This is a genomic window from Shewanella vaxholmensis (assembly GCF_031932135.1).
Lineage (GTDB): Bacteria > Pseudomonadota > Gammaproteobacteria > Enterobacterales > Shewanellaceae > Shewanella > Shewanella hafniensis.
In genome coordinates this window covers 54,638-69,403 of the sequence record NZ_JAUOEV010000028.1, presented here as the reverse complement: position 1 = coordinate 69,403, position 14,766 = coordinate 54,638, and the positions used below count along the sequence as shown (strand labels likewise).

Sequence of the window (14,766 nt, the reverse complement as noted above, 5' to 3'; positions counted from 1 at the left end):
GTGCTGTTTATTTCTTTAAAACTTACTGACTACGCCAATGCTAGAAAGGTGAGCCATGGTGATTAGCGAGACGACCGTCCGCCCCATGGACGGGGCGGTCGAGCATCCAAGGACGGACTTGCTGCGTGTCGGTGAGCGAATGCCATGGCTCATCATAAGCCAGCACTTAAAGAATTAAATGACCAAGTTTGATCCTTCAGCAGTGCTATCCAGAAATTCTTAAAGTACTTCTGTCCAAAAGTGAGTTGTGTGGTGTCGAGTGGAGGTTGTACGATTAAGTCATACGATATAATCAAAACTGTCAGTTCGTGTATTAGTTACTACAAAAAAGGGGAGTCAGTTAACCTGACTCCCCTTTTAGCTGAGCTATTGTTGCCGTTAGCTTTTAGAACAGTAAATGCGCCACACCTGCGATAACTGGCAGAGTCACTAAGGTACGTAGAATAAACACCACGAAGAGCTCAACAAAGTTGACGGGGATTTTACTGCCGATAAGCAATGCGCCCACTTCACTCATGTAGATCAACTGAGTCACAGACAAGGCCGCAATCACAAAGCGAGTCATATCTGATTCAATTGAGCTGGCCAGAATTGACGGAATAAACATATCCGCAAAACCCACCACAATCGTTTTAGAGGCTTCAGTGGCTTCTGGAATATGCAGCAATTCGAGTAATGGAATAAATGGCATACCCAGATAGTTAAAGATAGGCGTGTGCTCGGCAATAATCAGCGCCAGCGTACCAATGGCCATTACCACAGGGATAATGCCAAACACCATATCGACAACGTTTTTAACGCCTTCATTCAAAACGGCTTTGATGCCACCGGCACTGGCGGCTTTTTCTAAGGCTTTATCAAAACCCCAAGAGAAAGCGTTGTGACCCGCGGGGATCAGCTCATCATCTGGCATGCGTGGGGTATCGTCTATGTAGTTGTCTTTCTTCCACGACAGCGGTGGCAACTTAGGCACAATCACAGCCGCCGCAAAACCGGCGAGACACACTGTTAAGTAGAAGGGCACAAACATGTGCTCTAACTTAACCTGTGAGATCACCACTAGACTGAAGGTAATCGATACCGCCGAGAAGGTTGTGCCGATAACCGCCGCTTCTCTTTGGGTATAAAAACGTGCTTCGTATTGTTTGCTGGTCAGCAAAATACCCACACTGCCATCACCTAACCATGAGGCCATACAATCAATTGCACTGCGACCCGGTAGATTGAACACGGGGCGCATGATTTTGGTTAGCAGTGTGCCAAAGAGTTCGAGTAGACCGAAGTTCAGCAGCAGCGGCAACAACATACCAGCAAAGATAAACACGGAAAACAGTACAGGCAGTAAGTCGTTTAAGACTAATGCACCTGTACTTGAGGAGTTAATGGCTTCTGGGCCTAAGCCTAAATAGGTCAGCACGACAAACACCGCACCTATGATCCGTGTCGTCAACCATAAAGGACTGACATTTAATAAGGCATTAAGGAAGTGATTCTTGCTCACAAACTTAGGCTTAAATGCTTTTGACAGCGAAGAGGCCAGCGCCGTAGCCACGATAATCATGGTCACTATGAGGGTTAACACGCCGCTCAATGCGCCTTGCAGTGCTTTAGAGATAATCGCGATTGGAATAGTGATCGCATCGTTGTAGCTGATAGGGGTCATAAATAACAACAGACCGATCAGCGAAGGGACGATAAAGGTGAGTATCGTCTTAATGTTTCGATTTTTATTTTCAGTAGTCAATTTTGTACACCTTAAAGTACGAGTCGTACATGGTAAATTTGAATTAATAGCCGCACGTAACGCGCTGTTGACGCCAATTAAGGTGCATTTAAATTCAACTCAAAAACGAGAATGGGGAAGATTACTCGCTTAGCTTGTCTATGTAAAACGATTCGCTAGTTAGTTTGATATAAGCAGCAAAACAGCATAGTTATTTTACTTAAGTTGTCGGTGATATTAGGTCGATACTTCTGGATGGTTTCACATAAAAAATTATTATAAACATGGCGTTATGGATTGTTGTTTCTGAGGGGTTAATCGCTTGTGTGATGATGTAGTTAAAACGATTGAGATGTTATTTTTGCACGAAAAAACATCATCAACTTTAGCCTCACAGCCCTATTGGTTGGTTTTTTGTGCGATTTAAGCGGGCTGTCGTGATAACACTTTCTATATGGCGTGGGTGAGCACGCTTTACGAATACCACTGTGATGCTCAGTCTATTTCGCTGCTCGGCACATTTTTATGCGACAAGCAGTTAAATCTGCTTAGAGATAATAGTGATCTTTCTCAGCCTCTTGATGTTTTTTTGGCTGACTAAAAAGTCGCTAATAACGATGAAAGTAAAAATATTATTCATAAAGCGGATACCCGCCGCTTTAAATCATTTCATTTCCATGTAAGTTAGTATCATTCCTATCCAACTCAAGTATTCATGACTACAAAAGTAGAGAAGGTTAAGATTAAAGGCGGCTCGACACTGGCCATTAAGTTTGGTTTTCTGGGGATCTTTGGGCTTTTAATCGGTATTGTGATGACTGTTTTAGGATTCGACGATGCCGAATCCCATCGCTTTAATTTTTTAAATCATACCCTAAGCGAATTGGGGACTTATGGTCATTCACCTTTTGCTGTGATCCTCAACGGGGGATTGTTTTTTGGCAGCTTAAGTCTCGTCTTTTATTGTTTGTCTTCGTTACAACAGGTGACATCTTTTTGGGGATATCCCTTTTTTATCAGTCTGGCATGCACTTTTTTAGCTTTAGCGAGCGTGGGATTATTTCCGGTGAACGTGTATCACTTGCACGTTTTAGGGCTGAAATGGTTTTTCTATCTGGGAAGTTTAAGTGCGATTTTCTACTTAGCTTTAGTTTTTTTCGGCAAGTCTCATTTTGGTCGCTGGACTGGGTTGTTAGCCCTCATTGTGCTGTGCAGCATGATGACGTTTCTGTATGCGCCGCAATTGGATTTAGGTTTGACCGAAGGCGATAGGCCGTTTTATCAGGAGATGGTATTGCAGCTGCCGCGTCCTAGTTTGTGGTGGCCAGCCCTACTGGAATGGATAGGGCTGGGGAGTCTATTGTGCTGGACCACTGTGCTGCTTTTCAGTCAGTTACACTCCAACCAAGATCGAACTAGCCAAGATCGAAATAGTACTGGTTAAACTCATTCCTTAAGTTAACGTCGATGTTGGCTTAAATCTAGATTATGTTTCCCGCTCCGATTCTCACTTAGATTAAGCTCTGGCTCATGTTTAGGCCCAAGCTCAGTTTCTAGCTCAGTCTCATCTTCTGACTCAGACTCTGGCTAAGGCTCTGAGTCAGGCTAGGGATTCGCATGCACAGCAAGGCCTGCTTCTCCAAACCAGTAGCCGTTACACTGGGTTCTCTCTAGGTTCGCATCGCTGCTAATCGCAAAATGTTGAGCATTTTCAGGCGTGTTAATTGCATCGACCAAGGCATTGGCTGTGGTGATGCAGTCAAAACTACTGGGTGATACCCGAAACACATCCACCCCCATCTTTGCCATTGTCGTTATTTCACTGCGTAAATCTAAACAACTGGCGGATTGAGTTTGGATCCCATTGAGCCTGAGCAAAGGCTGCTGCTCTTGGGTTTGCGCGAGTAGCCCTTTGCTGTATTCACGGCACACTGTTTCACAATGATCTTTGGTGAGCTGTTTGTGCCTAGCGGTAAAGCAGCGCGCCGAATGAGCGAGGGGTAAATAGCCGTTGCCGAGCACTTCCACTTCAAATGACGGCTTTTGTTGGATCACTTGACTAAGCCAAGCTTTTGATAGCTCCACTGGCATCACAAACCTTTGCATCCCAAATCGCTGCAAAATGTCTAAACTAGCGCGATTGTAGTTATTGATACTCGCGCCGCAGACGAAGGGCAACTTATGTTCGTTGGCGAGATAGACCGCCGCCATATCGTTCGCTTCGACCATAAATTCGCCGTTATCGACTTGGCGTTTAAGCTCAGTGTATTCCGATGGCGCTTCGATTAACGCCAGCGTTGAAATCACCACTTCTTTACCCGCCTGCTTGAGCATTTGCGCCAGCTCTAGATAATCGCCCCATTTGAGTTCGCGTCTGCGACTGCAGACGGCCTCGCCTAAATACACTAAGGGGATTTGACTCGCGGCGACTTGCTGATAAAAATCAGTGACCTGTTGTTTTTGCCAGCAATACAACAGCGGGCCTAGGGAAATATGCATAACTTGTCCTTTGTTAATCTGGCGCTCTGTTCATTAACCTTTATTGCCAATCACGCTCATAGGCGCCAAGTGTGGTGATTTGACCCTCGGAGACTTTTGCAAGGGCTTGTTCCCAATGGGGTTGGTTTTGGCTTGTTGAGTACAGTTCTGGGTTATCCAGATAGGTGTCTATGGCTTGACGCCAAACTCTCGTGACTTGCTCAACATAGGCTGGGCTGCGTTGGCGGCCTTCGATTTTTAGCGACACTATGCCTGCCTTAGCGAGTTCGGGCAGTAAGCTTAAGGTATTTAAACTGGTTGGTGATTCGAGCAAATACTGCGGCGAATCTTGATCTTCCGTGATGTAACGGCCTTTACATACCACGGGATAACCCATCTGTTCATCGAGGGCTGATTTATCAATCAATACATCGTTGAGCAGCGTTAATCTGTTCTGTCCTTCTTCCTGCCAGCGCACGTGTTTTGCCGGTGAACAAGAGCCGCCAGTATTGGGCGATTGACCCGTCACATAGGATGACAGTTGGCAACGCCCTTCGGCCATGATGCATAGACTGCCGAAGGCGAACACTTCTAAATCCACTGGGCTGACTTTGGCAAGGTCACGCACTTGTTTCATGGATAACACCCGTGGTAACACGACTCGGGCGATGTTAAAAGCTTCTTTATAAAAGCTGAGCGCGCCCAGATTGGTCGCACTGGCTTGCACCGACAAATGCAGCGGCAAGTGTGGGTAATGTTGATGGGCATAATCGAGCAAAGAAAGATCGGCAACAATCAACGCATCCATTCCCAGTTTTGCGGCGAGATCGATGGCTTGATACCAACGGTGTTCTTCGCCCGGTTTTGGAAAGGTATTTAAGGTTAAAAAGATTTTCTTGCCGTGTTTTTGCGTGAGCTCAGTGGCTTCTTGCAACTTTGCGGGGGTGAAGTTTAATCCTGCAAACGAGCGCGCGTTGGTGTCGTCTTTTAGTCCTAGATACACTGCGTCGGCTCCGGCATGCAATGCCGACTTTAGCGAGGCCAGATTTCCTGCTGGACACAACAGCTCCATAGTGATGCTCCCGATAAAATGATAGCCGCTGAGTGTAGGTAAGATTGAATGGCGATGAATTGATTTAAAACAGGTTTAAGATCATAAAATTCCGATAAACTGGGATATATATGTTTTATTCTTGTAGGGTTCCCGCCATGTCCGCTGTTTTTTCCGCAAAAATCGCTCAGCAACTTTTAGAATTCACCCCAAAAGCCATCGGCTTTCCCCTCGCTAAGATGCCTTTTAGTTTCAAAGCGAAAGCCATCAGCCAATTACTTGGGCTGTTACTCGCCGAACAAGCGGCAGACGATGAACTCGGATTTCTGACTGATAAATGGGTTGCGATTCGAGTGGAAGACTTAAACCTGGCCTTTGAGGTGAGTTTTAATGGCAAGTGGCAAGTCAGAGAGTTGACCGACGCGCAGGTGAGCTTTAGTGCCAATTCGGCTGAACTAGTGTTAGTGGCAGCAGCAAAGGAAGATCCTGATACGCTATTCTTCCAGCGTAAGTTGAGTATTGAAGGCGATACAGAATTAGGGCTCGAAGTGAAAAACTTGCTGCTCAGCATCGAATTTGCCAGTATGCCGACCCCAATTCGCCTTAGCGTTGAAAAGCTCGCCGCTGTGATCGAGCGTCTGCAACTCGAAGCCAAACCAACGGTTATTCTCGCTAAGTCTCCAAGTTATTAATCAAGCTATTAATGCTACTTAGCGAGATAGCCTTCTGAATAAACCACTAAAAAGCCCACTCAGTTGTTACCTTAGTGGGCTTGAGTTTGATTCAAAACTCACTGAACCGATTCACTCGCTAGTAGCTTGCACTCAGTTGAACGCCCGAGTAATTAGCATAACCACGTAACATCACATGGTAAGTTCCCGCTTGAGTCACGGTAATCGAACAGCTTTCATTGTTACCATTTTTATAGGGGCGACAATCATAGCTGGTGGTCGTTGGGATTGTCCCTGCTTTGACATACAGATCCACGTCGCCAGTGCCGCCACTGGTGGCAATATTCAGCTGGCTATTGGCAGGGACGACGATTTTATACAGGGCTTCAGTTGCCGTTGCTCCGCTCAAATTCGTGACAGGTACGCCATTGGTTAAGCAGTTCGCATCGGTACAATTTCCGCCGCCATTAAGGTTGTAGCTGGCGGTAAGCTGGGCGTTAGCATAATTGTTATAGCCTTGGACCATCACATACCAACGACCCGCCGCAGGTGCGGTGAAATTACAGCTCTCATTGTTACCATTTTGATATGGGCGGCATTGATAGCTGGTCGTCGTCGGTTTTTGTCCTTGGCTGACATAAATATCCGCATCGCCAGACCCCCCCGCGAGGTTGATGCCTAAACTGGCCGCATTTGCGGGGACATCAATGTAGTAATAAGTTGCTGAACCTGTGGCTCCGCTGATCGCGATACCCAGATTATTTTGCAGCTGAGTCTCGTCAACGGGGCAATTATTACCACAGCCACCATCATCGCTTGCAAGTGAAAACAGTAACTTATTCGGTGAGCCTGTCTTAGCATCTGTGACTTTGCCCGAAGTGGCGCGCGTCTTGAGTAAGTTAGTCACCTGTGCGGGTGAGAGGTTAGGATTTTCATCTAAGTATAATGCCGCGACGCCTGCCACATGGGGGGAAGCCATTGAGGTGCCACTAATGGTATTAGTCGCTGAATTTGAGGTATACCAAGAAGAAGTTATGCTCGAACCGGGCGCATAGATATCAAGGCAAGTCCCGTAGTTAGAAAAACTCGAGCGGGAATCGTTACTGGTGGTTGAACCGACAGTGATGGCATCCGCGGCACGAGCAGGTGAATAGTTACAGGCGTTACTATTGTCATTGCCGGCCGCGACGACGAAGGTGATCCCCGCAGCTACGGCGGCATTGACGGCATCATCTGTGGCTTGGGAGGCGCCGCCACCTAAACTCATGTTCGCGACGGCGGGACCAGAAGCATTGTTTTTCACCCAGTTTATCCCAGCAATCACGCCAGAGTTACTGCCAGAACCTGAACAGTTGAGCACTCTGACACCCACTACATTGACGTTTTTTGCGACACCGTAGGTTGAGCCACCAATCGTCCCCGCCACATGGGTACCATGGCCGTTACAGTCAGTCGCGTCGTAATCATTATCGATAAAGTCATAGCCACTGCTTGCGCGGCCGCCGAACTCATTGTGGGTATTTAGCACGCCAGTATCGATAACAAAGGCGGTCACACCTGAGCCATCGTAATCCGTGTGATAGTTGTTATCCAATGGCAAGTTGCGTTGATCGATTCTGTCTATGCCCCAGGTCGGACTCGGTTGGTCCGCATTGGCTTCCATCATGGGCGTTACCGACATCACTTGATCTTGTTCTACGTACTTCACGTTTGGATCTTTAAGCAGTGCTTTAACTTGTTGGGCACTGGCATTGACGAGTACACCGTTGAGCACATTGCCAAAGTTTTTCATCACTCTGACATCATATTGATTGACTAAACTCTCGGCTTGTTGAACCGCGAATTCAGCTATGGTGTTGTTATTACTTAGATTAAGAACACTTGGGGTATTGAATACAACGATGTAAGTATCTTTGATGGCTTTAGATTGCGGCACATTGACCATAGTGGCTTGGTATTCATTAGCGTTAACAGGGAAGTAAGCAAGTCCAGTTGCGACTGCGACTGCTATTAAATGTTTCTTATGCATGTTGAACTCCATTTTCTTTTTATGTCTCCACGGACTTCGAGACATAATCCAATGTAGAAGGTATTTTCAACCTGCCCAGTTTAATGCTTAAGGCTTAGCTCATTCATAAAATTAAAATGTAACACTTGATTTACAATTGAGGCGTGAATGAGTTTGTACAGGAATGATGATTGAGTCGTACAAATAAGCGTCAAAATAATAACTCTCAATCCATTAAAGTGACACAGCTTGCAAAAATGGTGATTTATCAAGCGACATTATGTCTTGAACTATAAATTGTGAAGAAGGGATAAATACCGTCTGTTAGTTTTTTGACAGACAGAACTAAACCAGTGTCAGTCTAAAGTAGTGTTTTTATCAAGCTGTAATTAAATGCTCGGGTTTATGCGCTTAAATGGTTTTACATACTGTTTATATGCATGTCTGTTGCATTGTTTTAGGCGGGGATGAGGGCGGATTTGACCGAGAGGTTAGATTACCACTCGGTCTGGGATGTGATTAAGCTTTTTGCGTTAGCACGGCAAATTTCACTAACAGCTCGTCGTTGGATTCGACGCGGTTTGGATCTGGGTCGATGCAATCAATTGGGCAGACAGACACGCAAGTCGGTTTGTCGTAATGCCCCACGCATTCGGTGCAGCGGTCGGGATCGATTTCATAGATCTCTTCGCCCATAGTGATGGCCTGATTAGGACACTCAGGCTCACACATGTCGCAGTTGATGCAGCTATCGTCGATCAGTAATGCCATGACCTTAACCTAGTTCATGTGGGTTGCGCGTATCCTGACCTTGGGGCAGGTTACGCAGCAAAATACCGTGGCTCAAATCGACTTCTTTGGGCACGGGCAGATACACAGTGTGCCCAGAACCTAAGCCCGCTGCAACCGCTTCAGCCTTGCGATTTTCAAGTTGTTCAATCGTCAGACTGATATTGCCCTGCGGCGTCATCAGCTCGACACTATCGCCAACGGAAAATTTGTTCTTCACTTCGATTTCGGCCAATCCCGCAAGGTTACGTTTACCCGTTAGTTCACCCACAAATTGTTGGGTGTCACTGACTGAGTAGCCATAGTCATAATTTTGGTATTCATCATGCACATGGCGACGCAAAAAGCCTTCGGTATAACCACGGTGGGCTAGGCCTTCTAATTGATTCATTAGGCTGCGGTCGAAATCTTTACCCGATGAAGCATCTTCAATCGCGCGGCGATACAACTGTGCTGTGCGGGCGACGTAATAGAAAGACTTAGTGCGGCCTTCAATTTTAAGTGAGTCTATGCCCATTTGGGTTAGGCGCTCAACGTGTTGAATCGCACGTAAGTCCTTAGAGTTCATGATATAAGTACCATGCTCATCTTCAAAGGCTGGCATGTATTCGCCGGGACGATTGGCTTCCTGTAGTAGGTAGATTTGATCCGTGGGCGCACCCGCACCTAAAGTTGTCGGCGTTTCGATTTGTACTGCATTAGGCATGGCAATGATGTCGCCGCTGTCGTTTTGCTGCGCTTCATGTACGTCGTATTTCCAGCGACAAGCATTGGTGCAGGTGCCTTGGTTTGGATCGCGTTTATTGATATAACCCGAGAGTAAACAACGGCCTGAATACGCCATACACAGGGCGCCATGAACAAATACTTCGAGTTCTATATCTGGGCAGCGTTGACGAATTTCTTCGATTTCATCTAAGGATAATTCGCGCGACAGGATCACGCGCTTGATGCCTTGGGTTTGCCAAAACTTGACCGAGGCCCAGTTGATAGCATTTGCCTGTACGGATAAATGCACCACTTGATCGGGAAACGCTTCACGTACCATCATGATTAAACCCGGATCGGACATGATCAGCGCGTCTGGCTTCATCGCCACTACGGGTTCCATGTCCTTGATATAGGTTTTCAGCTTGGCATTGTGGGGCGCTATGTTGCTTACAACATAAAGTTTTTTACCCAGCGCATGGGCTTCTTGTATGCCTGTGGCAAGGTTTTCCATTTTGAAGTCATTGTTACGTACCCTTAGGCTATATCTCGGCTGACCGGCATACACGGCATCTGCGCCATAGGCAAAGGCGTAGCGCATGTTTTTCAGGGTTCCAGCTGGAGACAGCAGCTCAGGTTTAAACATAATCACTCTCAAATTAGTTAATAAAATCGATGAATAAATGACGCAGTGCGCGGGGGCGGGATTTTACACAATGAAAGTAGGGTTATGCAAATTGCCCTTACTAACTTTAGTGGTACTTCACATTTTACGAATATAGCGAGTTTAGCTTTGATCAAGCCGCGAGAAATATTTTAGCTCTGGTGATGATTGATGCAGAAGATTACGGCCGATAATTAAGCCAAAATTGATAACGCAATCATACAATTTATTAACGTCAGTTGCTTTTTTCTACGTATTGAATGACGGTCAGCTGATATACTCCAACTATCCAATGTTCATGTTTACAGATTGATGGGAGCTAAGATGTCTACCGAACATCTACTGTTAGTCAGTTTATTAAAAAAACTAAAAGATGATGCCTTAGTGCTACCGACGTTGCCGGAAGTGGCGATGCGGGTGCAAGAAGTGGTCGGACGCTCCGATGCGAGCCTTAAACAAGTGGCTGAAGTGATCGGCCAAGATGCGGCGATTTCTGCCCGTATTATTAAGGTGGCCAATAGCGCTTTATATAGCCGAGGCGTTCCTGCTGAAAGCATTAACAGTGCGGTTTCACGCATTGGTTTAATCCAAATTAAAAGCATCGCGACTTCGGTGGCGATGGAGCAATTGTTCATTTCCACCAATGAAATGGTGTGGGAAGTCATGGATGAAGTGTGGCGCACCTCAATCGATGTGACCGCAGCCGCCTGTGCCATGTTGCAGATGTATAATAAACGTCATTCAAGTAGTCGATTAAATTTCGACACCTTAACCTTAGCTGGACTCGTGCATAACATTGGCGCCTTGCCTGTATTGACGGAAGCCGAGGCTAATCCACATTTATTTACTAGCATTGATCAATTGCGCGCGCTCGTTCGTAAAATGCAGGGACCATTAGGCCGTGCTGTGTTAAAGAGTTGGGATTTTTCTACCGAAGTGATGGAAGTGGTAGAGCGCTGGGCCGATTTACCTTATCTGCCCGACCATGTTACTTACCTCGACTTTATCCGTGCAGCGGCCTTCTATACCGGTGAGCTACGGGCAGGTACAGAGTTAGAACAACGTCTTGGTGTGTTTGTCGCCCGCGGGTTACCCGTGACAACCGATGATTTAGCCAGTGATGAGTTTATGGAAAAATTCCATTCAATTAGAGAAAGTTACCAATAATCGTTAGGCCTAAATGGAACTCAAATGGCACGTGAACACTGAATTGCAGTGCCATTTGATAATAAGCTTACGCGGTAAAGCAGAGGCCAAGGTATGTTCGAAATCGGGTTAGTCGTTGCTTCGCTCATTTTATTGATATTTTCATTGTATATATTGCAGGCAAAATATAGGTCGCTACGGTCACAACAAAAGTTTTTAGCACAACTTTGTACCCAATTAGAGCAACAAAAGATTGAGCGCCAAGCTTTAGACATTGGCATTGTTCCCCAAGAGTTTGCACCTCTGTACCATACCTTAGATGAGTTATTAAAGGCCTTACCCGTAAGTGTGGGTAAGGATAAACTGACAGGGCTGGTGAATCGCGTTGGCTTGAAACGTACGCTGGCCTCTATGATGCCACTGACTCAAGGGACGCTAGTGCTGATTGATATTTATCGATTTCGTTATGTAAATGATCTCTTTGGGTTTGTGTTTGGCGATATCCTATTAAAACAATTTGCGGAACGGTTAAACAGCTTAAGTTTATCTCCAAGATTAATCGCACGGCTCAATGGTGATGAATTTTGCCTATATTACGAGCAAGCGTTGACTGAGGAGCAATTAGTCCATTTGAGAGGCCGTTTGCAGGTGCCTTTTAGCATTAAGAACACGCCAGTCAGCGTTAAACTTCAAATCGGTTGTGTGCATTTACAAGAACACCACGCCGATACGAGCCAGATGTTACGTCGCGTCGATTTGGCGCTGAAGAAAGCCCGCCACTCTCGTAGCGCGATTGCTTACTATGCCGAGAATGATGATATTCAACAGTTAAGAGAACTGAGAATTATCGATAGCTTGCCCAAAGGTTTACAACGCAATCAAGTGTATATGGTGTATCAAGCGAAACAGGATATTGCGACGGGACGGTGTTTTCAGGTTGAAGCCTTGATGCGCTGGGAGCACGACGAGCTTGGGGTTATTTCTCCTGGCGAGTTTATCCCCTTAGCCGAATATGCTGGCATGATTGATTTAGTGAGCCAATGGGCACTCGACCAAGTGTTAGCGCAGCAGGCAAAATGGCGCGCGGCAGGAATACAATTGTGCGTCGCAGTCAATCTATCAACACGGGATCTCGATAGTGAAACCTTGCCCCAAGAAATTGCGGCGAGATTAGCTTATTACCAGCTTCCACCCGAATCTTTAATGATTGAAATTACCGAAAGTACTTTAATGGCGGATTTAACTAAGGCGGTCGAAACCTTAGATAAAATTCGTGCGTTAGGGGTTAGGCTCGCGATTGATGATTTTGGTACCGGTCATTCTTCATTGGCTTATTTGAAGCATCTACCCGTTAATGAAGTCAAAATCGATAAAGCCTTTTTAAAGGATCTTGAGCAAGATAAACCATCGGAATATATCCTCGAAGCCAGCATCAATATTGCTAAAAAATTAGGTTATGAAGTCACAGTCGAAGGGATCGAAACCCTTGAGATCAGAGATAGGCTGGTCGCTATGGGCGTCGATACCCTACAAGGTATGTATTACGCTAAACCTATGCGTGCCGCCGAACTTGAAATGAATTGGGCTAAGCTGCATCACATTTAAATCTGCCATTCATTAAACCAACTCTGAGTAATGTTAGACCCAGTAAATCCGACACCAATTAACGTTAGGGCAGCTTTAATGAGTCGTTGCTCGCCCCATTCCTATGGGGCTCTAACGATATTCATTATCGCTTTAGTCAAATCGCCCGTATTAGTTTTGCACCTTTGAGGCAAAACCTTGGCTTAAAACGGCGATTAACTCCGCTGGCATAGGCGCTAATTGGCGAGCTTGATTCATGCACACCATTTCAATGGTGGCGGTGACGGCAGGCTTTTTACCTTGTGGGCGCCAAATCTCCTGCTGCCACACAGTGCGGTACTTGCTCTCAAAGTAAAACTGAGTGCGTACATCGATGATATCGGCAAATTCCACCCCCTCATGGCACAGCATATCGCTACGATACACAGCAAAACCCAGCTGGTTTTGTTGCCACAAGGCACTTAAACGCTCCGCACCAATTACATGCTCACGGGCACGCTCGAAGTATTTCAAAAAGTTGGGGTGATACACCACGCCAGAAAAATCAGTATCTTCATAGTAGATTTGCACTGGAAAGGAAAAGGTCGGGCTAAATTGCGGCATGGGGTTAAGGTTATTCTAGGGAGTATTATGGCGCATTAGTTTAGCGGCTTATCTCTTTAAACAAAAGTAAGCCCGTGATCAATCTGTGAACAACTCATATTCAAGAAATATCACGCTAATCAGGCAGTAAAATCGCACTATCGTGCCTAACTCATTAATCCCTTCCTATACTGATAGCTGGAATACCTTTCTTATGTTGATTTGCTAGGTTGAGAGCTTCATATGAGCGAAATAAAAAAATCAGAAATATTGACCGAAAGTGGCACAAATGAACTCGAGATTATTGAGTTTCATCTGCATAAGATTCTCCCTAACGGCGGCCATAAAGTCTGTCATTACGGGATCAATGTCGCCAAAGTGCGGGAAGTGATTCGGGTGCCAGAAACCTCCGACTATCCCAATGCACAACCGCATATGGTGGGGGTGTTCTCGTTGCGAGAAAAGCTGATCCCTTTAGTCGATCTTGCCGGTTGGCTTGGCATATCGACACCGGAGGATTTAACCCATAAGGTCGTTATCGTCACTGATTTTAATAAGATGATTAATGGCTTCTTAATTGATAGTGTTCGCAGCATTCATCGGGTGTCGTGGGAGCAAGTTGAATCGCCGAGTCAGTTTTTAGAAGCGGGTGAAAATGATTGTGTCGTTGCCGTGGTTCGCCGTGATGGTATGCTGATTATGATATTGGATTTTGAGAAGATTATTGCCGATATCAATCCTGAACTGAGTATGGATAAGTACGATGTCACGCTCGATAGGAGTGTGCTGATTAATGACAAAATGCTGGCCAAACGTGAAGCGAAAACGATTTTAATCGTTGATGACTCTGCCTTCATTCGCAAAATGATCGAAAATACGCTCCGTAGCGCAGGTTACAACATTATTACCGCCAAAGATGGTGGTGATGCTCTTGAAATGCTAATGGAATTTGAGAGCCTGGCTGAGCAAGATAATGCCTCTATTTCTGATTTTGTCAGTGCTGTTATCACGGACGTTGAAATGCCTCGCATGGATGGGATGCATCTGGTTAAACGATTAAGAGAATCCAAGGCATACCAACAAATGCCGATTGTGATGTTTTCTTCCCTAATGAGTGAGGATAACCGCACAAAGGCGATGGCATTGGGGGCAAATGACACTATTACTAAACCCGAAATTGGCCGTATGGTCGGTATGATAGATAAATACGTATTCGAAGAGTAATGCTATTTCATTGCGCTGCGATCTTTGAGTATCAAATACTTAGTACTAAATATGTGAATCGTAGCTACCAGCGTCTTGAGAGATTCTTCAATGACAAACGATATAAAAGTAAAAAGCCATATTCACCGAAGCGAATAT

General features: G+C 45.7%; 12 protein-coding genes. 5 read left to right on the top strand and 7 right to left on the bottom strand.

Annotated features, from left to right (window positions below):
* Positions 1-385 precede the first annotated feature (385 nt).
* On the bottom strand, positions 386-1,744 hold the full coding sequence (locus Q4Q46_RS19385; RefSeq protein ID WP_311906807.1) for a YjiH family protein: 1,359 nt from the start codon (positions 1,742-1,744) through the stop codon (positions 386-388).
* A 694-nt stretch (positions 1,745-2,438) separates the two neighbouring features.
* On the opposite strand from Q4Q46_RS19385, the gene Q4Q46_RS19380 reads away from it, so the two are divergent.
* Positions 2,439-3,167, top strand: a complete 729-nt coding sequence (locus tag Q4Q46_RS19380) for a DUF998 domain-containing protein (RefSeq protein WP_006086910.1) — start codon at positions 2,439-2,441, stop codon at positions 3,165-3,167.
* A 161-nt stretch (positions 3,168-3,328) separates the two neighbouring features.
* Here the strand turns inward: Q4Q46_RS19380 and Q4Q46_RS19375 are convergent, their stop codons facing one another.
* Both Q4Q46_RS19375 and ubiU read right to left on the bottom strand, forming a co-directional pair.
* Complete coding sequence (locus tag Q4Q46_RS19375; RefSeq protein ID WP_311906806.1) at positions 3,329-4,222, bottom strand: U32 family peptidase; 894 nt, start codon at positions 4,220-4,222, stop codon at positions 3,329-3,331.
* Positions 4,223-4,262: 40 nt separating this feature from the next.
* Positions 4,263-5,273 (bottom strand): ubiquinone anaerobic biosynthesis protein UbiU, encoded by a 1,011-nt coding sequence (ubiU, locus tag Q4Q46_RS19370; protein ID WP_311906805.1) that lies wholly within the window; start codon positions 5,271-5,273, stop codon positions 4,263-4,265.
* Positions 5,274-5,410: 137 nt separating this feature from the next.
* Here ubiU and ubiT point away from each other — a divergent pair, with 137 nt between their 5' ends.
* Positions 5,411-5,944, top strand: a complete 534-nt coding sequence (gene ubiT / locus Q4Q46_RS19365; RefSeq protein WP_311906804.1) for a ubiquinone anaerobic biosynthesis accessory factor UbiT — start codon at positions 5,411-5,413, stop codon at positions 5,942-5,944.
* 118 nt (positions 5,945-6,062) lie between these two features.
* On the opposite strand, the gene Q4Q46_RS19360 is transcribed toward ubiT, so the two are convergent.
* From Q4Q46_RS19360 to trhP, 3 genes are all read right to left on the bottom strand, one after another.
* The gene (locus Q4Q46_RS19360) at positions 6,063-7,952 is read right to left on the bottom strand and encodes a S8 family peptidase (protein ID WP_311891382.1); all 1,890 of its coding nucleotides are present in this window, start codon (positions 7,950-7,952) and stop codon (positions 6,063-6,065) included.
* A gap of 498 nt (positions 7,953-8,450) precedes the next feature.
* Positions 8,451-8,702 (bottom strand): YfhL family 4Fe-4S dicluster ferredoxin, encoded by a 252-nt coding sequence (locus Q4Q46_RS19355; protein ID WP_006082676.1) that lies wholly within the window; start codon positions 8,700-8,702, stop codon positions 8,451-8,453.
* A 4-nt stretch (positions 8,703-8,706) separates the two neighbouring features.
* Entirely contained in the window at positions 8,707-10,074 is a 1,368-nt protein-coding gene (gene trhP / locus Q4Q46_RS19350; protein ID WP_311891381.1) for a prephenate-dependent tRNA uridine(34) hydroxylase TrhP, read from the bottom strand.
* 342 nt (positions 10,075-10,416) lie between these two features.
* On the opposite strand from trhP, the gene Q4Q46_RS19345 reads away from it, so the two are divergent.
* Positions 10,417-11,259 carry an HDOD domain-containing protein gene (locus tag Q4Q46_RS19345; protein ID WP_259520018.1) on the top strand — a complete coding sequence of 281 codons (843 nt, stop codon included), beginning with the start codon at positions 10,417-10,419 and terminating at the stop codon, positions 11,257-11,259.
* Positions 11,260-11,352: 93 nt separating this feature from the next.
* Positions 11,353-12,843, top strand: coding sequence for a putative bifunctional diguanylate cyclase/phosphodiesterase (locus Q4Q46_RS19340; RefSeq protein WP_311906803.1), 1,491 nt, complete (start codon positions 11,353-11,355; stop codon positions 12,841-12,843).
* A gap of 150 nt (positions 12,844-12,993) precedes the next feature.
* Here the strand turns inward: Q4Q46_RS19340 and Q4Q46_RS19335 are convergent, their stop codons facing one another.
* Entirely contained in the window at positions 12,994-13,425 is a 432-nt protein-coding gene (locus tag Q4Q46_RS19335; RefSeq protein WP_106651272.1) for a thioesterase family protein, read from the bottom strand.
* 222 nt (positions 13,426-13,647) lie between these two features.
* Here Q4Q46_RS19335 and Q4Q46_RS19330 point away from each other — a divergent pair, with 222 nt between their 5' ends.
* The gene (locus Q4Q46_RS19330) at positions 13,648-14,628 is read left to right on the top strand and encodes a chemotaxis protein (RefSeq protein ID WP_006082671.1); all 981 of its coding nucleotides are present in this window, start codon (positions 13,648-13,650) and stop codon (positions 14,626-14,628) included.
* Positions 14,629-14,766: the final 138 nt, after the last annotated feature.